The 25,995-nt window shown below is 70.7% G+C and carries 32 protein-coding genes and 1 pseudogene; 16 read left to right on the top strand and 17 right to left on the bottom strand.

Annotated elements, in window-relative coordinates; all coding sequences use genetic code 11:
• Positions 1-54 precede the first annotated feature (54 nt).
• Both Aut01nite_RS38470 and Aut01nite_RS38465 read left to right on the top strand, forming a co-directional pair.
• Positions 55-1,038, top strand: a complete 984-nt coding sequence (locus Aut01nite_RS38470; RefSeq protein ID WP_201775533.1) for an arabinan endo-1,5-alpha-L-arabinosidase — start codon at positions 55-57, stop codon at positions 1,036-1,038.
• A 1-nt stretch (position 1,039) separates the two neighbouring features.
• Positions 1,040-2,533 (top strand): family 43 glycosylhydrolase, encoded by a 1,494-nt coding sequence (locus Aut01nite_RS38465; RefSeq protein ID WP_043526196.1) that lies wholly within the window; start codon positions 1,040-1,042, stop codon positions 2,531-2,533.
• An 83-nt stretch (positions 2,534-2,616) separates the two neighbouring features.
• Here Aut01nite_RS38465 and Aut01nite_RS38460 read toward each other — a convergent pair whose 3' ends face one another.
• The 3 genes from Aut01nite_RS38460 to Aut01nite_RS38450 are packed head-to-tail and all read right to left on the bottom strand — an operon-like array spanning position 2,617 to position 4,876.
• On the bottom strand, positions 2,617-3,342 hold the full coding sequence (locus Aut01nite_RS38460) for a hypothetical protein (RefSeq protein WP_043526197.1): 726 nt from the start codon (positions 3,340-3,342) through the stop codon (positions 2,617-2,619).
• Positions 3,343-3,386: 44 nt separating this feature from the next.
• A complete protein-coding gene (gene dusB / locus Aut01nite_RS38455) occupies positions 3,387-4,520 on the bottom strand; it encodes a tRNA dihydrouridine synthase DusB (RefSeq protein WP_043526199.1) in 1,134 nt (377 codons plus the stop codon).
• Positions 4,521-4,567: 47 nt separating this feature from the next.
• Positions 4,568-4,876 (bottom strand): hypothetical protein, encoded by a 309-nt coding sequence (locus tag Aut01nite_RS38450; RefSeq protein WP_043526201.1) that lies wholly within the window; start codon positions 4,874-4,876, stop codon positions 4,568-4,570.
• Between the two features lie 140 nt (positions 4,877-5,016).
• On the opposite strand from Aut01nite_RS38450, the gene Aut01nite_RS38445 reads away from it, so the two are divergent.
• Positions 5,017-5,499, top strand: coding sequence for an XdhC family protein (locus Aut01nite_RS38445; RefSeq protein ID WP_043526203.1), 483 nt, complete (start codon positions 5,017-5,019; stop codon positions 5,497-5,499).
• A gap of 88 nt (positions 5,500-5,587) precedes the next feature.
• Here the strand turns inward: Aut01nite_RS38445 and Aut01nite_RS38440 are convergent, their stop codons facing one another.
• From Aut01nite_RS38440 to Aut01nite_RS38425, 4 genes are all read right to left on the bottom strand, one after another.
• Positions 5,588-5,779: a hypothetical protein gene (locus Aut01nite_RS38440; RefSeq protein ID WP_152628768.1), complete on the bottom strand. Its 192-nt coding sequence runs from the start codon at positions 5,777-5,779 to the stop codon at positions 5,588-5,590.
• Positions 5,780-5,817: 38 nt separating this feature from the next.
• On the bottom strand, positions 5,818-7,197 hold the full coding sequence (locus tag Aut01nite_RS38435) for a glycine--tRNA ligase (RefSeq protein ID WP_043526207.1): 1,380 nt from the start codon (positions 7,195-7,197) through the stop codon (positions 5,818-5,820).
• Positions 7,198-7,265: 68 nt separating this feature from the next.
• A complete protein-coding gene (locus tag Aut01nite_RS38430; RefSeq protein ID WP_043526209.1) occupies positions 7,266-7,757 on the bottom strand; it encodes a hypothetical protein in 492 nt (163 codons plus the stop codon).
• 16 nt (positions 7,758-7,773) lie between these two features.
• On the bottom strand, positions 7,774-8,115 hold the full coding sequence (locus Aut01nite_RS38425; RefSeq protein WP_043526210.1) for an antibiotic biosynthesis monooxygenase family protein: 342 nt from the start codon (positions 8,113-8,115) through the stop codon (positions 7,774-7,776).
• A gap of 35 nt (positions 8,116-8,150) precedes the next feature.
• On the opposite strand from Aut01nite_RS38425, the gene Aut01nite_RS38420 reads away from it, so the two are divergent.
• From Aut01nite_RS38420 to Aut01nite_RS38390, 7 genes are read left to right on the top strand one after another with little or no spacing between them, the layout of a single operon-like run.
• Entirely contained in the window at positions 8,151-8,399 is a 249-nt protein-coding gene (locus Aut01nite_RS38420; protein WP_373871568.1) for a DUF6703 family protein, read from the top strand.
• Between the two features lie 49 nt (positions 8,400-8,448).
• The gene (locus Aut01nite_RS38415) at positions 8,449-9,390 is read left to right on the top strand and encodes a metal ABC transporter substrate-binding protein (protein WP_043526212.1); all 942 of its coding nucleotides are present in this window, start codon (positions 8,449-8,451) and stop codon (positions 9,388-9,390) included.
• A gap of 2 nt (positions 9,391-9,392) precedes the next feature.
• Complete coding sequence (locus Aut01nite_RS38410; RefSeq protein ID WP_043526214.1) at positions 9,393-10,175, top strand: metal ABC transporter ATP-binding protein; 783 nt, start codon at positions 9,393-9,395, stop codon at positions 10,173-10,175.
• The gene (locus tag Aut01nite_RS38405) at positions 10,175-11,041 is read left to right on the top strand and encodes a metal ABC transporter permease (protein WP_043526216.1); all 867 of its coding nucleotides are present in this window, start codon (positions 10,175-10,177) and stop codon (positions 11,039-11,041) included. Before Aut01nite_RS38410 ends, Aut01nite_RS38405 begins: the two co-directional genes overlap by 1 nt.
• A gap of 30 nt (positions 11,042-11,071) precedes the next feature.
• Positions 11,072-11,374, top strand: a complete 303-nt coding sequence (locus Aut01nite_RS38400; protein WP_043526217.1) for an ArsR/SmtB family transcription factor — start codon at positions 11,072-11,074, stop codon at positions 11,372-11,374.
• Positions 11,371-11,772, top strand: coding sequence for a Fur family transcriptional regulator (locus Aut01nite_RS38395; RefSeq protein ID WP_043526219.1), 402 nt, complete (start codon positions 11,371-11,373; stop codon positions 11,770-11,772). The genes Aut01nite_RS38400 and Aut01nite_RS38395 overlap by 4 nt, the downstream gene beginning before the upstream one ends.
• Positions 11,773-11,788: 16 nt before the next feature.
• Positions 11,789-12,397, top strand: a complete 609-nt coding sequence (locus Aut01nite_RS38390) for a hypothetical protein (protein WP_043526220.1) — start codon at positions 11,789-11,791, stop codon at positions 12,395-12,397.
• On the opposite strand, the gene Aut01nite_RS38385 is transcribed toward Aut01nite_RS38390, so the two are convergent.
• Together Aut01nite_RS38385 and Aut01nite_RS38380 are read right to left on the bottom strand one after the other, a co-directional pair.
• A complete protein-coding gene (locus tag Aut01nite_RS38385) occupies positions 12,377-12,898 on the bottom strand; it encodes a DUF6328 family protein (RefSeq protein WP_043526222.1) in 522 nt (173 codons plus the stop codon). The genes Aut01nite_RS38390 and Aut01nite_RS38385 overlap by 21 nt on opposite strands.
• 31 nt (positions 12,899-12,929) lie before the next feature.
• A complete protein-coding gene (locus Aut01nite_RS38380; RefSeq protein ID WP_043526223.1) occupies positions 12,930-13,745 on the bottom strand; it encodes an alpha/beta fold hydrolase in 816 nt (271 codons plus the stop codon).
• Positions 13,746-13,966: 221 nt separating this feature from the next.
• Here Aut01nite_RS38380 and Aut01nite_RS38375 point away from each other — a divergent pair, with 221 nt between their 5' ends.
• The 5 genes from Aut01nite_RS38375 (at position 13,967) to Aut01nite_RS38355 (ending at position 18,288) form a co-directional block, all read left to right on the top strand.
• Positions 13,967-15,682: a CehA/McbA family metallohydrolase domain-containing protein gene (locus Aut01nite_RS38375; RefSeq protein ID WP_043526225.1), complete on the top strand. Its 1,716-nt coding sequence runs from the start codon at positions 13,967-13,969 to the stop codon at positions 15,680-15,682.
• Positions 15,679-16,203, top strand: a complete 525-nt coding sequence (locus Aut01nite_RS38370) for a hypothetical protein (protein WP_052163868.1) — start codon at positions 15,679-15,681, stop codon at positions 16,201-16,203. The genes Aut01nite_RS38375 and Aut01nite_RS38370 overlap by 4 nt, the downstream gene beginning before the upstream one ends.
• 129 nt (positions 16,204-16,332) lie before the next feature.
• Entirely contained in the window at positions 16,333-17,253 is a 921-nt protein-coding gene (locus Aut01nite_RS38365) for a methylenetetrahydrofolate reductase (protein WP_043526226.1), read from the top strand.
• Between the two features lie 22 nt (positions 17,254-17,275).
• Complete coding sequence (locus tag Aut01nite_RS38360; protein ID WP_043526228.1) at positions 17,276-17,569, top strand: MTH1187 family thiamine-binding protein; 294 nt, start codon at positions 17,276-17,278, stop codon at positions 17,567-17,569.
• The gene (locus Aut01nite_RS38355) at positions 17,566-18,288 is read left to right on the top strand and encodes an HAD family hydrolase (RefSeq protein WP_236642758.1); all 723 of its coding nucleotides are present in this window, start codon (positions 17,566-17,568) and stop codon (positions 18,286-18,288) included. Before Aut01nite_RS38360 ends, Aut01nite_RS38355 begins: the two co-directional genes overlap by 4 nt.
• Here Aut01nite_RS38355 and Aut01nite_RS38350 read toward each other — a convergent pair.
• From Aut01nite_RS38350 to recO, 3 genes are read right to left on the bottom strand one after another with little or no spacing between them, the layout of a single operon-like run.
• Positions 18,230-18,757 carry a histidine phosphatase family protein gene (locus Aut01nite_RS38350; RefSeq protein ID WP_043526229.1) on the bottom strand — a complete coding sequence of 176 codons (528 nt, stop codon included), beginning with the start codon at positions 18,755-18,757 and terminating at the stop codon, positions 18,230-18,232. The genes Aut01nite_RS38355 and Aut01nite_RS38350 overlap by 59 nt on opposite strands.
• Positions 18,754-19,536 carry an isoprenyl transferase gene (locus Aut01nite_RS38345; RefSeq protein ID WP_043526231.1) on the bottom strand — a complete coding sequence of 261 codons (783 nt, stop codon included), beginning with the start codon at positions 19,534-19,536 and terminating at the stop codon, positions 18,754-18,756. The genes Aut01nite_RS38350 and Aut01nite_RS38345 overlap by 4 nt, the downstream gene beginning before the upstream one ends.
• Positions 19,533-20,318, bottom strand: coding sequence for a DNA repair protein RecO (gene recO, locus Aut01nite_RS38340; protein ID WP_043526233.1), 786 nt, complete (start codon positions 20,316-20,318; stop codon positions 19,533-19,535). The genes Aut01nite_RS38345 and recO overlap by 4 nt, the downstream gene beginning before the upstream one ends.
• A 99-nt stretch (positions 20,319-20,417) precedes the next feature.
• Between recO and Aut01nite_RS38335 the strand changes: the two genes are divergently transcribed.
• Positions 20,418-21,278 carry a DUF4097 family beta strand repeat-containing protein gene (locus Aut01nite_RS38335; RefSeq protein ID WP_236642760.1) on the top strand — a complete coding sequence of 287 codons (861 nt, stop codon included), beginning with the start codon at positions 20,418-20,420 and terminating at the stop codon, positions 21,276-21,278.
• Here the strand turns inward: Aut01nite_RS38335 and Aut01nite_RS38330 are convergent.
• The 5 genes and pseudogenes from Aut01nite_RS38330 to ybeY all read right to left on the bottom strand — a co-directional run bounded on the left by Aut01nite_RS38330 (position 21,265) and on the right by ybeY (position 25,983).
• Complete coding sequence (locus Aut01nite_RS38330) at positions 21,265-22,314, bottom strand: acyltransferase family protein (RefSeq protein ID WP_043526234.1); 1,050 nt, start codon at positions 22,312-22,314, stop codon at positions 21,265-21,267. The two genes, Aut01nite_RS38335 and Aut01nite_RS38330, sit on opposite strands and share 14 nt — an antisense overlap.
• Positions 22,315-22,396: 82 nt before the next feature.
• Positions 22,397-23,272 (bottom strand): annotated as a pseudogene (era, locus tag Aut01nite_RS38325) (GTPase Era); the annotation flags it as partial.
• Between the two features lie 539 nt (positions 23,273-23,811).
• Positions 23,812-24,168 (bottom strand): cytidine deaminase-like protein, encoded by a 357-nt coding sequence (locus Aut01nite_RS38320; protein ID WP_043526236.1) that lies wholly within the window; start codon positions 24,166-24,168, stop codon positions 23,812-23,814.
• Positions 24,161-25,510: a hemolysin family protein gene (locus Aut01nite_RS38315; protein ID WP_043526238.1), complete on the bottom strand. Its 1,350-nt coding sequence runs from the start codon at positions 25,508-25,510 to the stop codon at positions 24,161-24,163. The genes Aut01nite_RS38320 and Aut01nite_RS38315 overlap by 8 nt, the downstream gene beginning before the upstream one ends.
• 2 nt (positions 25,511-25,512) lie before the next feature.
• Positions 25,513-25,983 (bottom strand): rRNA maturation RNase YbeY, encoded by a 471-nt coding sequence (ybeY, locus tag Aut01nite_RS38310; RefSeq protein ID WP_043526240.1) that lies wholly within the window; start codon positions 25,981-25,983, stop codon positions 25,513-25,515.
• Positions 25,984-25,995: the final 12 nt, after the last annotated feature.

Below are 25,995 nucleotides of genomic sequence, written 5' to 3'. Positions count from 1 at the left end.
CGGCCCGTCCGCACACGTACCGAGCGTTCCCCCCGACACGAAAGGCGATCCCCCATGCGATCCCGCCTGCGTAAGTTCCTCCTTGCCGGAGTGACCGGCATGCTGGCCGTGAGCGCCAGCGTCTACGGGCTGACGAGGGCCGACGCCGCCACGTACCCGAACCCGGGCGTGGTCACCGGCTCCACGTTCGCCCACGACCCGACGATGGTGAAGAAGCCCGCCGGCGGCTACATCATGGCGTACACGTCGCCCGGCATCGGCCTGAAGACGTCGGCCGACCGGACCAGGTTCGCCGACGCCGGCAAGGCCTTCCCCAACGGCACGCCGTGGGCCGACGCCTACACCGCCAGTGACAAGAACCTGTGGGCGCCGGACATCTCGTACCAGGGCGGCAAGTACCTGATGTACTACTCCGCCTCGACGTTCGGCTCCAACAGGTCGGCGATCTTCCTGGCCGGCAGCCCCACCGGCGCGGCCGGCACCTGGTCGAACTACGGCAAGATCATCGAGAGCACCACGAGCAGCGGCTTCAACGCGATCGACCCGAACCTGACGGTCACCCCGTCCGGCGAGTGGTGGCTCAGCTTCGGCTCCTTCTGGAGCGGCATCAAGATGATCAAGCTGAACCCGTCGACCGGCAAGCGGGCCGACAACACCGTCCACCACATCGCGGAGCGGTTCGTCAACAGCAAGTCGATCGAGGCGCCGCACATCTACTACCGGAACGGGTACTACTACCTGTTCACGGCGTTCGACCTGTGCTGCAAGGGCGCGTCGAGCACGTACCGGACCATGGTGGCCCGCTCCACCAGCATCACCGGGCCGTACAAGGACCGGGCCGGCACGCTGGCCACGGCGGGCGGCGGCACGGAGATCCTCGCCTCGCACGACGCCGTGTACGGCCCCGGCCACCCTGCGGTGTTCAAGGACGGGTCGCAGGACGTGCTGGTCTACCACTACTACACCGCCGCGGGTGACGCGAAGCTCGGCATCAACCTGCTGAGCTGGAGCTCCTCCGGCTGGCCGACGGTCTACTGAGATGCGGATCCGTCCCCTGCGCGCCGCGCTGGTCACCCTTCTGATGACCGCCGCGGCCTACGTGACAGTCGCCTTCAACCCGCTGAGCAGCGACGCCGCGGTCGGTTTCAGCAACCCGGTCTCGGCCGCGCCGTACGCCGCCGATCCCTGGGTCGGTTACGACAACGGCTACTACTACCTGGCCGCCACCACCTGGAACAAGCAGGTCGTGATCAAGCGGGCCAAGTCGGTGGCGGCGCTGCCCGCGGCCGCCGCGTCCGTCGTCCACACCGGCTCCGCGACCGCGAGCTGCTGCAACGAGTGGGCGCCGGAGCTGCACAAGCTGTCCGGGCCGAACGGCACCCGCTGGTACCTCTACTACACGGCGGGCACGGCGGCCTGCTGCGAGGGACAGCGGTCCTTCGTGCTGGAGTCGGCCGGCACCGACCCGATGGGGCCGTACACGTTCAAGGGCCAGCTCGACGTCCAGGCCGGCAACGGCTGGGCGATCGACGGCAGTGTCGCCACGATCGGCGGGAAGAACTACTTCCTGTACTCGTCGTGGGTCGGCGACCTGCAGAGTCTCTTCATCGCGCCGATGAGCAACCCGTGGACGGTGTCGGCGTACGGCACCCGGATCTCCTACCCGACCCACGACTGGGAGAAGGTCGGCACCAAGGTCAACGAGGCGCCGTACATCCTCCAGCGCGGCGGCAAGACCTTCCTGACCTACTCGGCGAGCTCCTGCAACACCCCCGACTACAAGCTCGGCATGCTGACCCTGACCGGCGGCAACCCGCTCGCCGCGGCGTCGTGGACCAAGAAGTCCACGCCGATCTTCCAGCGCAGTGACGCCAACGGCGTCTTCGGGCCGGGCCACCACTCGTTCTTCACGTCGCCCGACGGCACCGAGACATGGATGGCCTACCACGCCAACGAGACGGCGGCGCAGGGTTGCGGCGCGACCCGCACCACACGGCTGAAGAAGGTCACCTTCAACAGCGACGGCACACCCAACCTGGGTACGCCCGACAAGCTCACGACCACGCTGACCGCCCCCTCCGGCGACCCGGGCAGCGCCATCACGTTCCCGGTGGCGAACACGAAGTACCGCCTGGTCAACAAGGCCACCGGCAAGGTGCTGGACGCGAAGGACTGCGGCACCGCCAACGGCACCGCCATCCGGCAGTGGTCGTCGCTCGGCAACGCGTGCCAGCAGTGGACGTTCACGAAGACGACGAGCAACTACTACCGGATCACCAACGCCAACAGTGGCACCGTCCTCGACTCGGTCGACTGCGGCACCGCCAACGGCACCGCCGTAGACCTGTGGACGTCGCTCGGCAACACCTGCCAACAGTGGAGCCTCACCCCCACCAGCGGCGGTTACCTGATCGCCAACCGGGGCAACGGCCTGGTCCTCGACGTCGCCGACTGCGCCACCGCCGACGGCACCGCCGTCCGGCAGTGGGCCGCGCTGGGCAACTCCTGCCAGCAGTGGGCCATCACCGCCTAGATCACGTCATGGAGTGTGTGGAGCTCGGCCGCTGTTCGCGCCCGAACTCCACACACTTTCGGCGGCGAGCACGGCGACCGCGGTCACCAACCGCCACCGCCGCTGTCGCCGCCGCCACCGCTGTCGCCGCCGCCACCACCGCTGTCGCCACCGCTGGAACCCCCGCCGCCGCCGTCGTTGTAGCCGCCACCATCCGTGGTGTTCCGGCCGGAAGCCCACACCGGCGAGTCGGCGCTGTAGTCGGATCCGCCGCCCTGACGGCGCTTTCTCTTCGACGGCGGCCGCACCCCGCGGGCGAGCAGGGCGTCCCGGAAGGCGGCTTCCTCCTCGTTGCGGTCGGCCAGCGTCCGCAACTGCTCCACCGAGGCGGTCCGTGCCAGCCCGGCCCGGATCTCACCGAGCTCACCATCCCGGCCGAGCCGGCGGAGCAGTTTCGCCAGAGGTGCGTAGGCGTCTCCGCTGCCCTCGGTCAGGGCGAGCCGCAACGCCCGCTCGGCCTCGGCGGGACGCCCGCGGGCCATCCGATCCGCCACCCGCGCGTGCAGCCACCAGTCATGCGGGCGCCTGGCCAGCTCGTACCGCTCGGCCAGGGCCGTGCCGTGCGGCGGGATCCAGTTCACGTCCCGGCAGAACAGGCAGGCGAAGACGGCCGCCGCCACCCCTCCGGTCAGGCCCCACACGGTCGACTCGAAATGCCACCGCACCAGTCCCGCCACCGCGCCGAACGACACCACGGCCACGACCGCCCACATCAACCAGACCGACACCACCGCGGGCCACACCCGGACACCCGCCACCTCGCCTCGCATGGTGGTGATCGTGCCGGGTCAGGTGAAGTGGCGCAGCCCCGCGATCAGCCGCCGGACTCGTCGGTCTCCGCGCCCTCCGGGACGGTGTCGTCGTCGCGGCTGTCCAGCCAGCCGTGCGGAAGCGACACCTTGCCCGGCGCGTTGACCCGGCCCCGGGGCTGGCCCAGCGCGTCCGCCGGGAACGGCACCGACGGGTCCAGCTTGGCGAGCAGGTCGTCCAGCTCGGCCAGCGAGGAGATCATCGCCAGACTGCGGCGCAGGTCGCCGCCGACCGGGAAGCCCTTCAGGTACCACGCGACGTGCTTGCGGAAGTCCGCGCAGCCGTGCTTCTCGTCCTCCAGGGCCTCGACCAGCAACTGCGCGTGCCGGGCCAGGATCTTGGAGACCTCGCCGAGGGTCGGCAGCACCGGCTGATAACCGGCGCCCTGGGTGAACGCGGCCTCCAGGTCGGCGAACAGCCACGGACGGCCCAGGCAGCCGCGGCCGACCACCACGCCGTCGCAGCCGGTGTGCGCGACCATCCGCAGGGCGTCGGAGCCCTCCCAGATGTCACCGTTGCCGAGAACGGGCACGTCCAGGGCCTGCTTCAGAGTGGCGATGGCGTCCCAGTCGGCCTTGCCGGAATAACGCTGCTCCGCGGTACGGGCGTGCAGCGCCACCCAGGCCACGCCGGCTTCCTGCGCGGCGAGACCTGCTTCCACGTACGTCAGATGGTCGTCGTCGATGCCCTTGCGCATCTTGATCGTGACCGGGATGCCGAACGGTTTCGCCGCCGCCACCGCCTGGCTGACGATCCGGCCGAAGAGACGCCGCCGCCACGGCAGGGCCGAACCGCCGCCGCGCCGCGTCACCTTCGGCACCGGGCATCCGAAGTTCAGGTCGATGTGGTCCGCCAGGTTGTCCTCGCCGACCATCCGCACCGCCGCCGCCGTCACGTCCGGGTCCACCCCGTAGAGCTGCAGGCTGCGAAAACCCTCGTCCTCCGCGAACGTGATCATCTTGAGCGTCTTGGGAATCCGCTCCACCAGCGCCCGGGTCGTGATCATCTCGCAGACGTAGACCCCGCCACCCTGCTCTCGGCAGAGCCGCCGGAACGCCACGTTGGTGATCCCGGCCATGGGCGCGAGCACGACGGGCGGGTTGACGGGATGGTCGCCGAGGAGGAGCGGTGCTGTCACGCGCTCTAGGGTGACACGCCCGCCCCGGCAACCTCGAATCGCCCGCTCTACTTGCCGTCTTCCCGAGCGATCAGCGTGTCCAGCATCCCGATGATCTGCTCCATCCCGTCTTTGAGGGTGTAGCCGTTGAGTGTGAGCTCGGCGAGCGCCGCAGTGTGCTCCTTATACATCGCGGTGTGCCGGCTGAGCGTCGCGGTGTGCTCGGACTGGGTATCCGCGAGGGCTTGGATGAGCTCGGTCTGAACACGCAGCTTCTCGCTGATGTCGGACTGATCGCGATCCTGGCTGGCACGAAGCCGTTCTTGCTCCTCCATGCGCTCCTCAAAGTTGGTGACGCGCTCTTCCAAGGTGGGCATCCGTGCCTCCGGGGTGAAGGGTAGTCGCTCAGCGAGCCGCCGTTGAGCTTTCGTCGCACATGACTATAGGCGCTGAGCTAGTTTGTACGCGACCACCTGAGCGGATGCAAGTCGGATACACGTCTGGCAGAGTTCCGGGGGTGAGTGACGAGCTGAGCCCGCGGCGGCTGATCGCCGTGTTCGAGTCGCCGGTGTCGGAGATGCTGTTCCGGTTCGGGGTGGAGCTGGGCTTCCAGACGGTGCTGGTGGAGCCGGATCCGACCCGGATCGCAGGGACACCGCGGCCGCACGGGGACACCGTCGTCGCGGATCTGTCGGCGGCCGCGCCGGACGAGCACACCGACGTCCTGGTCACCGATCATCACCGGGCGGAGATCGGGCCGGTCCTGCGCGAGGCGCTGAGCGGGAAGGCCCGCTGGATCGGCATCCTGGGCAACCCGAAGGTGGAGGGTCCACACGTGGCCGCGCTGCGTGACCTGGGCATGCCCGGCGAGGAGATCGCGCGGGTGCACCGGCCGGTGGGGTTGAACATCGGGAGCCGTACCCCCGCGGAGATCGCCGTGGCGGTGCTCGCCGGACTGATCGCCGACCGCAACGACCGCCCCGGCGGCTTCGTCTTCTGAGCCGGCGGGCTCACCGCCCCGAGCTGATCCCGCTTCTGAGCCGGCAGGCTCAGCGGCCCGAGCGGATCCGGCTTCTGGGCCGGCGGGCTCAGCGCCTCTGGCGGATGCGGCGCACCGCAAGGGCGACGATCACGATGCCCGCGGCGAGCCACAGCGCGACGAACCAGTGGAACTCACCGATGATGATCATCTGGGAGATACCGAAGATCAGAAGGGCGACCGCGCCGACCGCGATCATGATCGCCAGCGACCGGGAGGGGCGCATGAGTTCGCGGGACATGGCCGAAGCCATGCCCCGCATCGACGGAAGTGAAACGATCAGCAGCCGGGCAGGCGCTTGATCAGGTAGTCCTCGATGTTGTCGAGGGAGACCCGCTCCTGCTTCATGGTGTCGCGGTCGCGCACCGTCACCGCGTTGTCGGTGAGGGTGTCGAAGTCGACGGTGACGCAGAACGGGGTGCCGATCTCGTCCTGCCGGCGGTACCGGCGGCCGATCGCCTGCGAGTCGTCGAACTCGACGACCCAGCGCTTGCGCAGCAGCGCCGACAGCTCCTTGGCCTTCGGCGACAGCTCCGGGTTGCGCGACAGCGGCAGCACGGCGACCTTGACCGGGGCGAGCCGGGGATCGAACCGCATGACGGTCCGCTTGTCGACGCCGCCCTTGGTGTTCGGGGCCTCGTCCTCGTCGTACGCCTCGAGCAGGAACGCCAGCACCGCGCGGGTCAGACCGGCCGCCGGCTCGATGACGTAGGGCACCCAGCGCTCGCCCTTCTCCTGGTCGAAGTAGGAGAGCTCGACGCCGGAGTGCTTGGAGTGCGTCGAGAGGTCGAAGTCGGTGCGGTTGGCGATGCCCTCGAGCTCGGCGAACTCGGTGCCGCCGAACTGGAAGCGGTACTCGATGTCGACGGTCCGCTTCGAGTAGTGCGAGAGCTTCTCCTTGGGGTGCTCGTAGAAGCGCAGGTTGCTCTCGGACAGACCCAGGTCGCGGTACCAGTCCCAGCGCTGCTGGAGCCAGTACTCGTGCCATTCCTCGTCGGAGCCGGGCGCGACGAAGAACTCCATCTCCATCTGCTCGAACTCACGCGTACGGAAGATGAAGTTGCCCGGAGTGATCTCGTTGCGGAAGCTCTTGCCGATCTGGGCGATGCCGAACGGCGGCTTCTTGCGGGCCGCGGTGGCCACGTTGTTGTAGTTGACGAAGATGCCCTGCGCGGTCTCCGGCCGGAGGTAGTGCAGGCCGTCGGCGCTCTCGGTCGGGCCGAGGTAGGTCTTCATCAGGCCGTTGAACATCTTCGGCTCGGTGAAGGTGCCCTTGTTGCCGCAGTTCGGGCAGTTCAGCTCCTGCAGCGACTCCGGCAGCTTGCCGTGCTTGGCCTCGAAGGCCTCCTCCAGGTGGTCGGCCCGGAAGCGCTTGTGGCAGGACTGGCACTCGGTCAGGGGGTCGACGAAGGCGTCGAGGTGACCGGAGGCGGCCCACACGTCCTTGGAGAGGATGACCGCCGAGTCCAGGCCGACGATGTCGTCACGCTGCTGGACCATGGTCTTCCACCACTGACGGCGGACGTTCTCCTTCAGCTCCACGCCGAGCGGGCCGTAGTCCCAGGCCGAGCGGGTGCCTCCGTAGATCTCGCTGGAGGGGAAGACGAAGCCCCGGCGCTTGGCCAGGCTGACGACGCTGTCGATACGGTCGGCAGGCATGTGCGGTTTCCTCCTACGCCGGCTGGGTGTCGGCGGGGAAATCTCGAGTGATTGGACGGAGAGTGAGGTTACTCTTCGAGTTCGCAGACCTCGAACTCGCCCGTCTGCGTGTTCTGCCCGAGCACGGCCGCGGCCTGCACCCGGTCACCGCCGACGTAGATCAGGTCGACCGGCAGGACGATCTGGATGCCCATGGTGAGTTCACGGAAGCTGTACGACCGGAGCGGCTCGCTGTCGGTCATCCGCGCCACGTAGTCGGCTTTCGCCTCGGTGTCCCGCGCGTCCTGGCAGAGTTGCTCATAGGCGCCGCCGAAGTCGCGTTCCCGCAGGTCGTCGAGGTAACGCCCGACGACCACCTGGGCCTGCTCGTCCAGCGCGCTGGTGAAGGCGGTGAAGAACCCGCCGGCCGCGATCGTGCCGGCGCCGCAGACCAGCACCAGGACCACCGCGACGATGCCCAGGGTGGTCCCGGTCCGCTTGCCGCGCCCCTCGACCGGGGGCGCCGGGAAGGGCGGGTGCACTCCCGGGCCCGGCGGCGGTGGAGGCGGAGGAAGACTCATGTCTTCAGCCTAGTGTTCAGCGCCAGGGCTCGGCCGCCCGGTCGCTGGCGGTGATCACCACGTCCGAGCCGGGCGCGGCGGACGCCAGCGTCTCGAACGCCGAGGGCTCGTCCAGCGAACGGGCCAGCAGCGGTGTGGCGTGCACCTTCACGTCGAACGATCCGAGCGCCCGGCGGTAGGCTCCGACGGACTCCCACTCGGTGACCAGGGTCCACCCGGCCGGGTCCTCCAGGGCGCGGGCGAGCCGGCCGGAGAGGTACCCGGAGGTGCGCGCCAGGGCGGCGAGCGCGGCGTGCGCCTGCTCCCGGAAGGCGTCCTGCGTTTCCGGTGGGACGGTGAAGCGGTTGAGCACCAGCATGTGACCGAGGGTACGCACACACGACAGGAGTGGAAGTGACGCGCACGATGCTGCACCGGCTGGCCCGGGTGAGCCCGACCGTGGCGTTCGCCGGGACTCTCGCCGTGCTGCTGGCCGGTCTCTTCCTGCCCGGCATCGTCGGGGCGCTGCTGCTGTTCGCGCTGGCCGGCGGCCTGGCCACGCTGACCTTCACCACCTGGCCGGTGCAGACCGGCGTCACCCGGGCGGTGCGGCTGGCGCTGCTGGCCCTGTTGGTGGTGGCCGCGGTGGCGAAGACACTGTGAATCCATGCGGCTTTGACAATCATTGTCATTATCGACCACAGTTGGTGGCATGATGCGCCGCCTGCTGCCCGCCCTGCTCCTGACGACCGCCACCGCCCTCGCCGGCTGCGGAGGATCGGCCAGCGCCGACGACCGCCTCTCCGTCGTCACCGCCTTCTATCCGCTGCAGTTCGTCAGCGAGCGCATCGGCGGCGACGCGGTCAGCGTCTCCACCCTCACCAAGCCGGGCGCCGAGCCGCACGACGTGGAGCTGACCGCCAGCCAGGTGGGTGAGGTCGCCGACGCCGGCGTGATCGTCTACCTCGGCGGCTTCCAGCCCGCCGTGGACGACGCGGTGAAGCAGAACGGCGGCGACCGGGCCTTCGACGCCTCCTCCGCGGTCAAGCTGATCGAGGCCGGCGCGGCCGACCCGCACGCCGAGGAGCACGCCGAGGAGGAGAAGGGCGAGCACGCCGGCGAGGAGGGCGGGGAGCACGCCACCGACCCGCACGTCTGGCTCGACCCGGAGCGCCTCGCCACCATCGGCGACAAGCTGGCCGAGCGTCTCGGCAAGGCCGACCCGGACCACGCGGCCGACTACACCGCCCGCGCCGCCGCGCTGCGCACCGAGCTGACCGCCCTCGACGGCGAGTTCAAGACCGGCCTGGGCAGCTGCACCCGCCGCGAGCTGGTGACCAGCCACACCGCCTTCGGATACCTGGCCGACCGCTACGAGCTGACTCAGATCGGCATCACCGGCATCGACCCGGAGACCGAGCCGTCGCCGCAGCGGCTCGCCGCCGTCGCCGCCGAGGCCAAGGAGCACGGCACCACCACGATCTTCTTCGAGACGCTGGTCAGCCCGAAGGTGGCCGAGACCATCGCCCGGGAGATCGGCGCGCAGACCGCGGTGCTGGACCCGATCGAAGGTTTGACCGACGGCTCGGCAGACTATTTCTCGGTGATGCGCGCCAACCTGGCGGCGCTCAAGCTGGGGCTGGAGTGTAAGTAGACATGAGCGTTGTCGAGGTATCGCATCTCGCGGCCGGCTACGACGGCCGCGAGATCCTCCGGGACGTGTCGCTGTCCGTCACGGCCGGCGATGTCGTCGCGGTCCTCGGCGCCAACGGCTCCGGAAAATCGACGCTGATTCGTACGATCCTCGGCCTCGTCCCGTCCCGCCGCGGCGAGATCACCCTGTTCGGGACGCCGCACAAGCGGTTCCGGCAGTGGCAGCGGATCGGATACGTGCCGCAGCGGCTGGGCGCCGGCAGCGGCGTCCCGGCCACGGTCGGTGAGGTCGTCGCGTCGGGCCGTCTGGCCCGGCGCGGCATCTTCCGCTTCCCCGGCGCCGCGGACCGGGACGCCGTCCGGGAAGCGCTCACCGCGGTCGGCCTGCTGGATCGGATCGGCGACCCGGTGGCGACCCTCTCCGGCGGTCAGCAGCAGCGCACCCTGATCGCCCGGGCGCTGGCCGGCCGGCCGGACCTGCTGGTGCTGGACGAGCCGAACGCGGGGGTGGACGCGGCCAGCCAGGAGGCGTTCGCCGCGGCGCTGACCCGGTTCGCCGGCGAGGGCGGGACGATCCTGGTGGTCCTGCACGAGCTGGGGCCGCTGCGCCAGCTGATCGGGCGGGCCGTGGTGGTGCACGACGGCCGGATCGCGTACGAGGGGACACCTCCCGAACCGGCCGGGCACCACGCCGAGCCGGATCACGAGCACCTGCACCCGCACGCCGAGGAGATCCAGGCCGGCATCTGCGAGTGGGCACCGACCGAACAGACGAAGGCGTACTGATGGAACTGCTCTCGCTGCCGTTCATGCAGCGCGCCCTGGCCGCCGCTCTGATCATCGGGCTGGCCGCCCCGGCGCTCGGCATCTATCTGGTGCAGCGCCGCCTCTCGCTGATCGGGGACGGCATCGGTCACGTCGCCCTCACCGGCGTCGGCCTCGGCCTGCTCACCGGCAACTCACCGGTCTTCTCCGCGGTGCTGGTGGCGACGGTCGGCGCGGTCGGCGTGGAGCTGATCCGCGAGCGTGGCCGTACCTCCGGGGATCTGGCCCTGGCCATGCTGTTCTACGGCGGGATCGCCGGTGGCGTGCTGCTGGTCGGCCTCTCCGAGGACAGCGGCAGCAACAGCCTCATGCAGTACCTCTTCGGATCGCTGCTCACCACGTCACCGGCCGACCTGATGGTCATCGGCGGGCTGGGCGCGGCCGTGCTGATCGCCATGCTGGTGTTCCGCCCGGCCCTGTTCGCCCTCTGCAACGACGAGGAGTACGCCCGGGTCAGCGGCCTGCCGGTACGGACCCTCAACATCCTGCTGGCGGTGACCACCGCGGTGACCGTGACGATCGCCATGCGTACCGTCGGGCTGTTGCTCGTCTCCGCCCTGATGGTCGTCCCGGTCGCCGCCGCCCAGCAGGTCACCCGGGGTTTCGTCAGCACGATGCTGGCCGCCATGGCGATCGGTCTCGGTGCCGCCGGCGCCGGGGTGCTGGTCTCGGCCGAAGCGGACACCGCGCCCGGCGCCACCACGGTCCTGCTGGCCCTCACCGTCTTCGTGGTGACCGCGATCGCCGGCTCGGTACGTCACCGGCTGCGCCGGCACAAGGCTCATCCGGTCGCCTCGGAGCCACCGGATGTCGTACTGCATGCCTGACCGGGGGCGCCCTGTACCGTTGGCGCCACGATGACGACGACCACCGGTTACGAAGCGTACGAATCGGCGGGGGCGCTGCTGCGTGCGCTCTCCGCTCCGATCCGTGTCGCCATCGTGGTCGAGCTGGCCGTGGGCGAGCAGTGTGTGCACGATCTCGTGGAGCGGCTCGGCGCCCCGCAGCCGCTGGTGTCCCAGCATCTGCGTGTGCTGCGCGGGGCCGGCGTGGTGCGGGGTGTGCGGCGCGGCCGGGAGATCGCGTACTCCCTGGTGGACGAACACGTTGCTCACATCGTCGCGGACGCCGTGAGCCATGCCAGGGAGAGCCGACAGTGAACTCCGAGACCCCGATCCGCAACACCAAGCAGCGCAGCGCGGTCAGTGCCGTCCTGGCCGAGACCGAGGGCTTCCACAGCGCTCAGGACCTGCACGCGATGCTGCGTGACCGGGGCGAGCGGGTGGGTCTGACCACGGTCTACCGCACGCTGCAGGGGCTGGCCGACGCCGGGGAGATCGACGTCATGCGGCCGCCGGGCGGCGAGCACCTCTACCGCCGGTGCAGCCAGGGCCACCACCATCACCTGGTGTGCCGCTCGTGCGGGCGGACCGTCGAGGTGGCCGGTCCCGCGGTCGAGTCGTGGGCGGACAAGGTGGCCGGGCAGCACGGTTTCGTCGACGTCTCGCACACCATGGAGATCTTCGGCACCTGCCCGGAATGCGCCGCGAAACGCTGAGTGCGACCCTTCGGGGGTGAAGTTCTATGCGGACCGCGTCCCCGTCGCCCTGCGCCAGCTGATCACCGACGTCTTCGTCGTCATCTGGGTCTTCGTATGGCTTCGGATCGCCTTCTGGATCCAGGACATCGTGGAGAAGCTCGCCGTCCCCGGCGAGAAACTGGAGAGCGCCGGCACCGGCATCGCCACCAACCTGGCCGACGCCGGCGGCAAGGTCGGTGACGTTCCGCTCGTCGGGGACGAGCTGACCAAGCCGTTCACCGGCGCCGCCGACGCGGCCCGGTCGATCGCCGACGCCGGCCGGCAGCAGCAGGAGTTCGTCGGCCAGCTGGCGCTGATCCTGCCCGCGGTCGCGGTCGCGGTGCCGCTGGCCCTGGTGCTGTTCCTCTGGCTGCCGTGGCGGCTGCTCTGGATCCGCCGGGCCGGGGTCGCGTCCGCCGTCCGCGAGAACCCGGCCGGGCAGGATCTGCTGGCGCTGCGGGCGCTGACCTCCCAGCCGCTGACCCGACTGGCCAGGCTGGGACCGGACATCGCCCAGAGCTGGCGGGCCGGCGACCCGGCCGCGGTCGCCGCCCTCGCCGAGCTGGAGCTGAAGCAGCTGGGACTACGAGGCCGGCGCCGCTGAGTCGTCCTCGTTGTCGTCGTCGTCGCCCCACTCCCGGTGCGCGAACGGCAGGATGGCCCAGAAGGTGAGGAACCAGCCACCGGTGATCACGGTCAGCGGGATCGCCCACTTCCAGTCCAGCAGGTAGTCGGTGATCAGCAGGACGCTGCTGGTCATCGCGATCAGCATGAACGCCAGGCCGCCGGTGGCCATCTTGTGGGCGTACTTGACCAGCTCGGGCTTGCGCCCCTGGCGGAACAGCGCGCGGTGGAACGCCACCGGCGAAATGATCATTGCGGTGGCGAAGGCCGCGCTGATCAACGCGACGATGTAGACGTCCTTCTGGAACTGGCTGACCTGGGGGAAGCCACTGCTGAACGGGAGGGTGAGCAGGAACGCGAAGAGGATCTGCACACCCGTCTGCGCAACACGCAGCTCCTGGAGCAGGTCCGCGAAGTTGCGGTCCCAGCGCTGCTTCTCGGTCTCCTGGGATTTACCGGGGGTTTGCGTATCGACGGCCATGTTGCGCGAGCGTTCCCCCGCGCGCGCGAAATCAAACGCCGATTCGTGCCAGGACCGCGTCGGCCAGCTCGCGGGGCGCCTGTTCGGGGATCCAGTGGCTCACCCCGCGCATCGCGACCAGCTGATAGTCGCCCTGCACCCAGTCCCGGGTGCGCAGCGCCGCGGTCAGCCCGACGACCCCGTCCTTGTCGCTCCACACGTAGGTGGTCGGCACGTTGATCACCCCGAGGCCGGAGATCTGCTCGGCGGTGAACGCGCGGTACCAGTTGAGACCGCCGGTGAGCCGCCCCGGCTCACGCATCGCCGCCACGTACTGCTCGGCGCGCATGCCGATCGGCCGCAACATCAGCCGCAACGCCAGGGCGTGCTGAGCGAGCAACAGCTTCTCCGCGCGCCGGTTCCGGAACACGCCGAAGTAGGCGAGCCGGGCCTGCTGGCTGGGCCGGACCCGCAACGCCAGCAGCAGCGCCCGCGGGTGCGGCACCGAGATCGCGGTGAGGGTCCGCACCCGGCCCGGATGCCGGCCGGCCAGCTGCCAGCCCACCTGGGCGCCCCAGTCGTGGCCGACGACGTGCGCCTTCTCGATGCCGAGGCTGTCCAGGACGGCGACGGCGTCGGCGGTCACCGACGTCATGGTGTACGCCGCGACGTCGGCCGGGCGCGCGCCGGGCGAGTATCCCCGCTGATCCATCGCGTACGTCCGCAGACCGGCCGCGTGCAGCCGGGGCAGGATCAGGTCGAACTCCCGATGGTCCTGCGGGAAACCGTGCAACAGCAGCACCGGCTCCCCGTCGGCGGGCCCGCTCTCGTGCACATCGAAGACCAGACCCCGCGCTTTGACCTCCATCTGCACATCCTCCCCATGCCGGTGACGTGACCAGGTGCCACCGCCATCGAAACACATCCCGCGCGAGTTGGCCGGACAGCGACACGACCCCGGCTGGTCGTGGGTCCCGTCTCCGGGTGCTGAGACGGCACCCGTGACCAGCCGGGGTCGCCGTTGATCGTTCGCCGGGCGGCTACGAGATCGACAACGGGAGTTGTCCTGTTCGGACGAGGGTGTCGGCCATGGGTCACGGCCACGATCATTCACACGACCACGCGCACGAGACGGTCCCCGCGGGCGACCTCCCCGAGGCGCTCGACCTCTCCGTACCCGCCTCCGAGCTGTCGCCGTCCGACGCGACCCGCCGCCGCTTCCTGCTCGGCGCGGGCCTGCTCGGCGCCGGCGCGGCCGCCTCCGTGCTGGCCCGGCCGGGCGCCGCCGAGGCCGCCGGACTGGGACACACCCACGGCCCGGCCGGCGGCGGCACCGCCAAGGGCGGGTTCCGCTGGCTCGCCGGCGACCACCACATCCACACCCAGTACAGCTCCGACGCCCAGTATCGGGTGATCGACCAGGCACAGCACGGTCACGCGTACGGCCTGGACTGGCTGGTCATCACCGACCACGGCAGCGCCACCCACGCCAAGATCGGCGTCGACAAGGTCAACCCGGACATCGTCGAGACCCGCTCGGCACTGCCGGAGCTGCTCACCTTCCAGGGCCTGGAGTGGAACATCCCGGCCGCCGAGCACGCCACCGTCTTCGTGCACCCGGGCCGGAACGAGGTCGAGGTCCTCAAGCAGTTCGAGAACGCGTACGACGGCTCGCTGCTGCCCTCCACCAACACCGCCGCCCAGAACGAGGCGATGGCGATCGCCGGCATCAAGTTTCTCGGCGAGCAGGTCAAACGGCGCAAGATCGACGGCGCGCTGTTCTTCGCCAACCACCCGGCCCGGCGCGGCATCGACTCCCCGCACGAGATCCGCAACTGGCGGGACGCCGACCCGACCGTCGCCGTCGGCTTCGAGGGCGCGCCCGGCCACCAGGCCGCCGGCATCCCCGCCCCCAACGGTCGGGGCGGCGCCCGCGGCTACTACGACAACAACCCGTCCGCCGCGTCGTTCGCCGGGTACCCGCTCGAGAGCTACCGCACCTGGGGCGGCTTCGACTGGATGACCTCGACCGTCGGCGGCCTCTGGGACAGCCTCCTCGCCGAGGGCAAGGCGTGGTGGATCACCGTCAACTCCGACAGCCACGTCAACTACCTGGACCAGACCGAGCGCGGGCCGGGCAGCGACTTCAACGCCAACGGCAAGTACAACGACCCGGTCTACAACGGCTCCATCAACACCCAGGCGGGTGACTTCTGGCCCGGGTACTACGGCCGGACCAACGTGGGCGCGTCGTCGTTCTCGTACAAGGCCGTCATGGACGGGCTGCGGGCCGGGCGGGTCTGGGTCGACCACGGCCGGCTCGTCAAGGCCCTCGACGCCCGGGTCCGGGTCACCGGCGACCGCCGCTGGTCCACCGGCACCCCGCTCGGCGGCGTCCTCCAGGTCAAGCGCGGCACCTCCACCGAGCTCGTGCTCGACATCGACCTGCAGGACGTGCCGAACTGGGCCGGCTTCATCCCGGTCCTCAAGCGCGTCGACCTGATCGTCGGCACGGTCACCGGCCCGGTCGCCGACAAGGACACCTTCACCACCCCGAACACCAAGGTGGTCAAGTCGTTCGAGATCTCGGCGAAGAGCGGCAAGGTGTCGCTGAGCTACTCCCTCGGGCGCCTCGACAAGCCGTTCTACCTGCGGCTTCGTGGCACCGACGGCAACCGCACCCAGCCGGGCCTGCTCGGCACGGCGGTCGACCCGTACGGCCCGCAGCTCGACGTGGCCGGCGCCGCCGACCCGTGGGGCGACCTGTGGTTCTACACCAACCCGATCTGGGTCCTGCCTCGATGACATCGTTCATCGGTCACCACGCGCCGGCCGCTCACGCGGCCGGCGCCGCCCGGATCGTCGGTGTCAGCCTCGGGCACGCCACCCTCGCCGAAGCCGACCACTGGATCCAGTCGCTGACGCCGCCGCCCGTGCTGGCCTGCACCCACCTGGTGAGCGAGCCGTTCCCGCACGTCGCGGTCAGCCTGCTCACCGCGCACCCGTTCGAGACCGCGCCGGAGCTGGCCGCAGCGGCGACCGCCGCGGCAGCCGGACGGCACGGGCGGGCGGTACGGTTCCCCGGCGTCGAACGGCTCACCGGGTCGCTGACCGTCAGCGAGATCCTGCAGCGCAGCTCCATCGCCCGGGTCGAGGTCCTGGGCGGCGGGCCGGCCGCGCCGGACGTCGTCGTGGACACCGGGGACTTCGTCCGCCCGCAGTTCCGCGAGGGCGAACTGGTGCTGGTCACCACACCGGCGGCGGGTGGACGGCTGATCCCGTTCGAGAGCCGCAACCCGACCCCCTGCTGCGCCGACCATCCCTGATGAGCGGGACGGCCCGCGCGCCTCTTCCGCGGGGTGGGGGCGCGTCACCCGTACCGCTGAAAAGCTCGCAGTGCGGGACACGCCGCCTGCGGTGACCACCGCGGCCCCGCTGTTACCTACGGTGTTCGCATGTCTCGTCACCCCTTGCCACAGCTTCTGGCGGAAGCGCGCAGCGGCGTGCTGGTCTTCAGCATCACGCCGCCGAAGCGCAGCAACACCGAGGAGCGGATCAAGGAGATCGCCGAGGTCACCCTGGAACGTCTCGCCGCGCTCGACCTCGACGGCCTGATCCTTTACGACATCGACGACGAATCCGACCGCAACCCGGACGACCGGCCGTTCCCCTTCCTGCCGACCCTGGACCCGGGCAGCTACTACACCGAGCATCTGACCGGCTGGCGGCAGCCGGTGATCATCTACCGCTGTGTCGGGAAATACCCGGAACCGGAGCTGCGGGCCTGGATGGCCGGCGCCGGGCCCGGCGTACTCAGCGTCTTCGTCGGCCCGTCCTCGGGTGGCAAGAGCGTGCAGACCAGCCTGCGCCGGGCTCAGGAACTGCGGGCCGAGGTGCGCCCGGACCTGCCGCTGGGCGCCGTCGCGATCAGTGAGCGCACCGACGAGCACCTGCGGATGCTGGCCAAGCAGGAGCGTGGCGCGTCGTTCTTCGTGACCCAGGTCGTCTATCACGTCAACGAGACGAAGAACCTGCTCAGCGACTACTTCTACGAATGCCGCGCCCGGGGGGTCGCACCTCGTACGGTGATCTTCACGCTGTCGCTGTGCGGCTCGATGAAGACCCTCGAACTCGTCCGGTGGCTCGGCGTCGACGTGCCCCGCTGGCTGGAGAACTCGATCCGGCACGCCGCCGACCCGCTGGCCGAGTCGTACCGTCAGTGCGTGGCGATGGCCCGCGACCTGATGGATTTCTGCGAACACCTGGGCCTGCCGTACGGCTTCAACATCGAGAGCGTCTCCATCCGCAAAGCCGAGATCGAAGCGAGCATCGACCTGGCCGCCGAGGTCACCGAGATGCTCCGTCACCGCCGCTGACCGGCTGGGAGAGGATGGGGGCATGCTGGTTGCCTTCTCAGTCACGCCGATCGGGATCGGGGACGCCGTCGGGGACGCCGTCGCCGAGGCCGTCCGGGTGGTTCGCGCCTCCGGTCTGCCGAACCGGACCGATGCCATGTTCACCACCATCGAGGGCGAGTGGGACGAGGTGATGGCCGTCGTCAAGCAGGCCGTCGACGCCGTCGCGAAAGTCTCCCCCAGGGTCAGCCTGTCCCTGAAAGCCGACATCCGTCCCGGCGTCACCGGCGCGCTGACCGCCAAGGTCGAGTACATCGAGCGGGTGCTCGCCGAGTGAGACGCCTGGTGATGTGGGACATCGACTACACCCTGCTGCGCGGTGGCGGGGTCGCGTCGAGCGCCTGGAAGGCCGCGTTCACCGAGGTCACCGGGGTGCCGTGGCAGGACACCCCGATCTTCGGCGGGCGCACCGACACCGACATCTGCGCCGAGGTCTTCGCCTCCCACGGGGTGACCGACTGCACCCCCGAGCGGTTCTTCGCCCGCTACGTCGAGGTGGTGCACGAGAACCGGCACGAGTTCGCGGTGCAGGGCGCGCTGATGCCGGGGGTCCGCGAGGTGCTGACCCGGCTCGGTGACGATCCGGGCGTGGTGCAGACGCTGGTCACCGGCAACGTCCCGCAGGTGGCGGCGGCGAAGGTGGCGGCGTTCGGGCTGGAGGGCACGTTCGACGCCGAGGTGGGTGGTTACGGCACCGACGACAGCGTGCGGGCCACCCTGGTGCGCCGGAGCCTGGAGCGGGCCGAGGCGAAGTACGGCGAGCGGTTCCTGCCGGTGGTGGTCGGCGACACGGTGTACGACGTGACCGCCGCTCTGGCCAACGGCGCCGTCGCGATCGCGGTGGCGACCGGCGCCACCCCGGCGGACGCGCTGGCCGCCGCGGGCGCGCACGTGGTACTCGGAGATCTGAGCGACCTGGAGACGACCGTGCGGGTCCTCACGGCCGCAACTCCACCGGCATCCCGGTCCATTGAAGTTCCGGCGGCAGGTGCGTGACGTCGTTGTACATGATCAGCTGCGGGGGCCGGTCCCGGCGGTAACGGATCAGGGTCAGTCCGGTGTTGCACGGCAGGAGGGACTGCCACCGCTCGTCCGGCGCCCCGAGCGCGTCCCGCACGAACCAGCCCACCTGGAAGGCGTGCGTGATCAGCAGCTCGTGCGTCTCCACGGACGGCGGGCCGGCGAACCGCGCGATCATCGCGGCCGAGGCCGCCGGCTCCTCGTCCGGGATCCGGTCGTCGAGCTCGGCGGCCGGCCGGACCGGCACGCCCGGCAGGTGCGCCGACACCAGCGCGGCGGTCCGCACGGCCCGTGGGAGCGGGCCGTGGCTGACCGCCGTGAGCGGCACCCCGGCCAGCCTCCGCCCGAGCAGCGTCGCCTGCCGCTCACCGGCCTCGCTCAGACCGGACTGGTCCCGGGTCGCCTCGGCGTGCCGGGCGATCCACAGGTGCCGGACGGCGGTCATGTCGGGCTCACCGGGTTGGGCAGCGCACCCCCGAACCGGCGATCGCGCTGCGCGTAGAGCTCGCACGCGTACCACAGGTGGCGGCGGTCGAAGTCGGGCCAGAGGGTGTCCAGGTAGACCATCTCGGCGTACGCCGACTGCCAGAGCAGGAAGTTCGACGTGCGCTGCTCGCCGGAGGGCCGCAGGAACATGTCCACCTCGGGGATCTCCGGGTGGTACAGGTATTTCGCGATGGTCTTCTCGGTGATCTTGTCGGCCTTCAGCTTGCCGGCCGCCACGTCCCGGGCGATGGCCGCCGCCGCGTCCGCGATCTCCGCCTGCCCGCCGTAATTGACGCAGAACTGCAGGGTGAGCTTGCTGTTGTGCCGGCTCATCTCCTCGGCGGTCTGCAGCTCGGAGATGACGCTCTTCCACAGCCGGCCCGCCCGGCCGGACCAGACCACCCGCACGCCGAGGTCGACGAGCTGGTCGCGGCGGCGGCGGATGACGTCCCGGTTGAAACCCATCAGGAAGCGCACCTCCTCGGGCGAGCGCTTCCAGTTCTCGGTGGAGAACGCGTACGCCGAGAGGTAGGGGATGCCGATCTCGATGGCGCCCTCGATGGTGTCGAAGAGCGAGTGCTCCCCCTGCTCGTGCCCCTTGGTCCGGGACAGCCCGCGCTCCTTGGCCCAGCGGCCGTTGCCGTCCATGACGACGGCCACGTGCTTGGGCAGGGCCGCCGAGGGCAGCTGGGGTGGCCGGGCACCGGAGATGTGGGGGGTGGGCGGGCGCGGGCTCACGAGTTCAACTCCCGTCGATCGACAAGCGGGAGCGAACGCAGTGCCCGCTCCATGTGCCATTGCAGGTGGGCGGCGACCAGACCGCTGCACTCGCGGCGCACCGAGGGCTCGGTGTGATCCGCGACGGCCCAGTCGCCGGAGGAGAGGGCGGACATCAGGCCGAGGGTGGCCGGGCTGGGGTGGGCGGCGCCCGGCGGCCGGCAGTCCGGGCAGACCGCGCCGCCGGCCGGCACCGAGAACGCCGCGTGCTGCCCGGGTGTGCCGCAGACGGCGCACTCGGTGACGGCCGGCGCCCAGCCGGCGAAGGCCATCGCCCGCAGCAGGTAGGCGTCGAGCACCAGGCCGCCGGAGTGCTCCCCGGCGGCGAGGGCCTTGAACGCGCCCAGGGTGAGCTGGAAGAGCCGCAGGGCGGGCTCCCGCTCGACCGGGGTGAGCCGCTCGGCGGTCTCGCAGATGGCGCTGGCCGCGGTGTAGCGCGGGTAGTCGCTGAGAAGGCTCTTGCCGTAGAGCGAGACCGCCTCGACCTGGCTGACCGAGTGCAGCGGGCTGCCCACTCCCTCGGGGGAGCCGGCGAGCTGCAGGTCGATGTGGCCGAACGGCTCGAGCCGGGCGCCGAACCGGGAGGAGGTGCGGCGGACCCCGCGGGCGACGGCGCGCAGGCGGCCGTGGCGACGGGTCAGGAGGGTGACGATCCGGTCGCTCTCACCGAGTTTCTGCACACGCAGGACCACCGCGTCGTCGCGGTAGAGCTGGCGGCGGTATCCGGCGGTCACACCCGCCATTCTGCCCGGTCCCTACGACAGACCCTGACCCGGATCTCAGGGTCGTCTCGGGGACGGGACCGATGGCGCCGGGTTGCCACCCGGAAATAGCGTCAGGGCATGACCGACTGCACCGAGCGGCACCACCCGGAGGCGTCCGGCAACCTCGCAGGCGAGGGCCGGGAGGGCAGCCCGGGCCGGGCCGGCATGAGCCGAAAGGTCGCGTTCCTCCTTGCCGCCGTCTCCGTGGGCGCGCTGGCCGGCTGTTCCGGCGTGGTGGGCGCGCGGATGACCTTCGAGGACACCGAGACCGAGAAGATCACCGAGATCGTGCTGGCCGGCGGCCGCGGCGACGTCATGGTCACCACCGACGGCGCGGCGACGAAGACGACGATCCAGCGGATCGTCAACGGCGGCTCCGACCCCGGCTCGTCCTACCAGCGGGCCGGCAGCGTGCTCACCCTGGGCACCGAGTGCGGTCCCGACTGCTCCCTGTCGTACCAGGTGGTCACCCCCGCCGCGGTGACCGTCCGCGGCGAGCTGACCTCCGGCGACGTCACCCTGTCCCGGGTCGGTTCCGTCGATCTGCGGCTGACCTCGGGGGACGTGATGGTGGAGGACGCCACCGGCCCGGTGAAGGTGCGGACGACCAACGGCGACATGAACGTGACCGGCGGCACCGAGGTGGCGGTGGAGGCGCGCAACGGCGACATCAGCGTGCTCGGCGCCGACGGTCCGGTCACCGCGCAGACCACCTCGGGCGACATCGACCTGAAGCTCGGCGCCGTCGCCTCGGTCACCGCGACGGCGACCGACGGCGACATCGATCTGATGGTGCCGCCGGGCTCCTACCGGCTGCGGGCGGACACCCACGGCCGCGAGGACGGCAAGGAGATCATCGGGATCACCGACGATCCGTCGTCACCGAACGTGCTGACTCTGCGGTCCGCCGGCGGCGAACTGCGGGTCATCGCGGGCTGACGGCTGCCGGGAGCCGATTGCCGGAGCCGGCCGGAGCCGGGGACACCGGCACGGGGAGCGGTCGTCCCGGCAGCAGCGCGGGGCGGCGCCCGGCAGCCACGTCCTCCACCCACCCGAAGATCGCGGTCAGCACGCCGAGCAGCACCAGCACCGCCCCGAGCCGCCAGCCGACCCCGGCGAGCCCGTCGATGGGCCAGCCGTGCCGCTCGCCCCACTGGGTCACCGCGATGACCACCGGCACGTGCCAGAGGTAGATGGTGAGCGCCCGGGCGTTCAGCACGGTGAGCACCCGGTGGCCGGGGATCACCGGGCGCAGGCAGCCGAGGACGACCAGGATGAACGCGGCCGACCAGAGCGCGTTGCCGAGCGGGATGTCGTTGAGGTCGTACCCGCGCGGGCTGGGGTGGGTGATCACCCAGCCGATCGCGGGCACGGCGAGCGCCGCGGCGAGGCCGAGCAGGCGGGCGCGGCCGAGCCGCTCCAGGTGGCCGTCGTGGTGGGCGAAACCGAGCAGCCACGCCCCGCCGTACAGGGCCAGTCCTTCGACCACCGGCGGCACGGTCATCCCGGTCAGGGTGACGGCCGTCAGGACGAGGTACGGCGTGGCCACCGTCGCCAGCGGGAACCGGCGGTACACCGGCAGCGCCAGCGGCGACAGCAGGACCATCCAGAGGAAGTCACGCAGGTACCAGGTGTGCCCGAGCGCCTGGATCCACCACCCGGTCGCCTCCGGGGTGTCGATCGGGAAACCCCAGAGCAGCAGCTTGGCGTTGGCGGTGGAGGTGCCGGTGATCAGCATGGCCGGCACCGCGATCAGGGCGAGCGCCCACAGCGAGGGCAGCAGGCGGCGGATCCGGCGTTCCACCGCCCACACCCCGAATCGGTCCAGCGAGGCCGCCATCAGCGACCCCGCCAGCGCGAACATCACCGACATCGCCGGGAAGACGACGGTGAGAGCGGTCCACCCGGTGACGTGGTAGACCACCACCCGGACGGTCGCTACCGCGCGCAGCAGGTCCAGGTACCGATTTCGCATAGCCCAAGGTGTTACCCAAGGACAAGCACGCTGCGCAAATTATGGTGAAGAACACCATAGTTGGAGAATGTCCATGTATGGATCAGAAACCGAGTTTGCGCAACTGTTTCGGGTCGCGCTGCCATTCCTTGGCCACTCGAACGTGGAGATCCAGATAGACCCGGCGGCCGATCAGCTGCTCGATCTCCGCCCGCGCCCGCGTGCCGACCTCCTTGAGCCTTACCCCCCGACTGCCGATCACAATCGACTTCTGACTGTCGCGCTCCACGTACAGATCCGCGAAGATCCGGGTCAGGTTGCCCTCGACCAGCATCTCCTCCACCATCACCGCGATCGAGTGCGGCAGCTCGTCGCGCACACCCTCCAGCGCCGCCTCCCGGATCAGCTCCGCGATCAACACCTGCTCCGGCTCGTCGGTCAGGACGTCGTCCGGATAGAGCTGCGGCGACTCCGGCATGTGCCGGACCATCACGTCGGTCAGCGCCTCCACCTGATGCCCGGAGACCGCGCTCACCGGGACGATCTCGGCGAAGTCGTACAGCTCGGCGACGGCGAGCAGCCGCTGCGCCAGGACCTCCGGAGAGACCAGGTCGACCTTGGTGACCACGGCGATGACCTTGGCCTTGAGCTCGCTGACCTCCGAGGAGATGAACCGGTCGCCGCGCCCGATCGGCTCGTCCGCCGGGAAGCACACGCCGATCACGTCGACCTCGCTCCACACCTCGCGGACCAGATCGTTCAGCCGCTCGCCGAGCAGGGTCCGGGGACGGTGCAGACCGGGCGTGTCGACCAGCACCAGCTGCGCGTCCGGCCGGTGCAGGATGCCGCGGATCACGTGCCGGGTGGTCTGCGGCTTGTTCGAGGTGATCGCGATCTTCTGGCCGACGATGGCGTTGGTCAGGGTCGACTTGCCGGCGTTCGGCCGCCCGACGAAACAGGCGAAACCGGCACGGTAGACGTCGTCCTGCGGTTTCTCGACACGTGCGGCCTTGTGCCGGTGCTTCTTGCGAGGAAAGGCGTTGGCGGTACGGGGGTCGCCGTCCTTCGCCGCGCCGTCCCGCTCCCGGGGACCCGCGGCGCCTCCGGCCTTGCCCGGCGGATCCGCCGGGACGCCACCACCACGGCCGGGCCGGTCGTCCCGGGCGCCGGCGGGGGCGGCCTTACGCGTACCTGGCAGGCCCTTGGCCCCGCCTCCAGCCGACCCGCCACGCGTACTAGGCAGGCCCTTGGCCCCGCCTCCAGCCGACCCGCCACGCGTACCAGGCAGGCCCTTGGCCCCGGCTCCAGCCGACCCGCCACGCGTACCCGGGAGGCCCTTGGCCCCGGCTCCGGCCGACCCGCCACGCGCGCCGGCCGGCTTGCGACCGCCCTGCGCCGCGCTGTCGTCGGCCGTGCGCTTCGCCGCCCGCCGTTCCTGCCGCCGCTGCTCGTTGCGCTCGCCGGCGGTGAGACGCCGCTCCCCGGACTCGGGACGGCGCTCCGGTGACTTCTCCGCCATCACTGGACCGTGCCGGCGAGCGAGCCGTCCGGGCCGGCCACGTGGATCGGCGCTCCGGCGGCCAGGTCGCGCACCGCGGCGAACCCGTCGTCCTCCAGCCGGCCGGCCCCGGTCACCACCGCGGCCGCCTCGATCTTCGTCGCGCCGGACGCGGCGGCCTGCGCCACGGCCAGCTGCAACGCGCTCAGGGACAGGTGGGGAAGCCGGACCGTCGCGGCCGCGTAGGTGCGGCCGTCCTGGTCGCGGACCGCCGCGCCCTCCGCCGCGCCCACGCGGGTGCGGGAGTGGCGCGCGAGGGTCACCAGCTTGGCGTCCTCGGCGCTCAGCTCATCAACAGAAAGGGTCAGGTCAGGCATCGGCGGGTTGTCTTTCCTCGTTCTCGGCAACGTTCTCATCGTCTCGTTCGGCGGGCGGTTCCGGTCGCACCCGGCGCACCAGCACCGAGTCGATCCGGTTCCGCCGGCCGGTGGTGCCCTCGGCGGTCAGGTGCAGGCCCTCCACCTCGGCCTTGGCGCCCGGGATCGGCACCCGGCCCAGCGTCTGGGCCAGCAGGCCGCCGACCGTCTCGACCTCGTCGGCCGGGAGCTCGACGCCGAAGACGGCGCCCAGGTCCTCGATCGGCAGCCGGGCGGTCACCCGGACCGCGCCGTCCTCCAGGTGGTCGATCGGCGGGCGCTCCACGTCGTACTCGTCGGTGATCTCCCCGACGATCTCCTCCAGGATGTCCTCGATCGTGACCAGGCCGGCGGTCCCGCCGTACTCGTCGACGACGATCACCAGGTGGTTGCGGGCGGCCTGCATCTCCGACAGCAGGTCGTCGACCGGTTTCGACTCCGGCACGAAGTTCGCCGGGCGCATCGCCTCGGCCACCGGCTGTGAGGTCGTGGCCGGATCGCCGTTCTGCGTACGCCGGATGACGTCCTTGAGGTAGAGCACGCCCAGCACGTCGTCGACGCTCTCGCCGATCACCGGGATCCGGGAGAACCCGGACCGCAGGAACAGGAAGAGCGCCTGCTGCAGCGTCTTGGTGCCCTCGATCCACACCATCTCGGTGCGCGGAACCATCACCTCGCGGGCGATCGTGTCACCCAGCGTGAACACCGAGTGGATCATCTCGCGCTCGCCGTGTTCCACCACACCGCGCTGCTCGGCCAGATCGACCAGCTCGCGCAACTCCACCTGGCTGCCGAACGGCCCCTCCGGGAACCCCTTGCCCGGGGTCACCGCGTTACCGATCAGGATCAGCAGTTTGGCGAGCGGGTTGAGCACCCGGCCCAGCCAGCGCACCAGCGGGGCGGTCGCCCGGCCCACCGCGTAGGCGTGCTGGCGGCCCAGCGTCCGTGGGGCGACACCCACCACCACGAAACTGACCAGCGTCATCGTGCCGGCCGACACCAGCGCCGCCGGCCAGCCGACCCCCCACGTGTCCACCGCCACCAGCGCCACCAGCGTGGTCGCGGTCAGCTCGCAGAGCAGCCGCAACAGGAGAAGCAGGTTGACGTAGCGCACCACGTCGGAGGCGACCGCCGCCAGCGCGCCGGCGCCCCGCTGCCCCTCCCGGTCCAGCTCGGCGGCCCGGGCCTGGGAGACGGTCGCCAGCGCGGCGTCGGTCATCGAGGCCAGGCCGGCGAGCAGCACCAGCAGGACAGCGAAGATGATCAGCTGCAGGTCCGGCAGGCCGGCCGAGGCGGGGTCCATGATCAGCCGGCTTTGCGCCCGGCACGCCAGCTCTGCAGAAGCTTGTTCTGCAGAGCGAACATCTCCCGCTCCTCGTCCGGCTCGGCATGGTCGTAGCCGAGCAGGTGCAGCGCGCCGTGCACGGTGAGCAGGTGCAGCTCGTCGGCGGCGGTGTGCCCGGCCACGGCGGCCTGCTTGGCGGCCACCTCCGGCGAGAGCACGATGTCGCCGAGCAGCGCCGGCTCGCCCATGCCCGACTCCCCGGGACCATGGTCGACGCTGCCCTCGTCCATCGGGAACGCGAGCACGTCGGTCGGCCCGTCGCTGCCCATCCAGCGATGGTTCAGCTCGGCCATGTAGTCGATGTCGACGAGCAGGATCGACAGCTCGGCGAGCGGGTTGACCCCCATCTCGTCCAGGGCGTGCCGGGCAACCGCGAGGATCGCGTCGGTGTCGACCTCGACTCCCGACTCGTTGGCGATCTCGATGGACATAGTGGTGCGATT

Origin of the sequence: Actinoplanes utahensis, assembly GCF_016862455.1 — a bacterium.
Lineage (GTDB): Bacteria > Actinomycetota > Actinomycetes > Mycobacteriales > Micromonosporaceae > Actinoplanes > Actinoplanes utahensis.
Note: the sequence above shows the minus strand (reverse complement) of the source record. Positions and strands in the feature narration are given on the sequence as shown.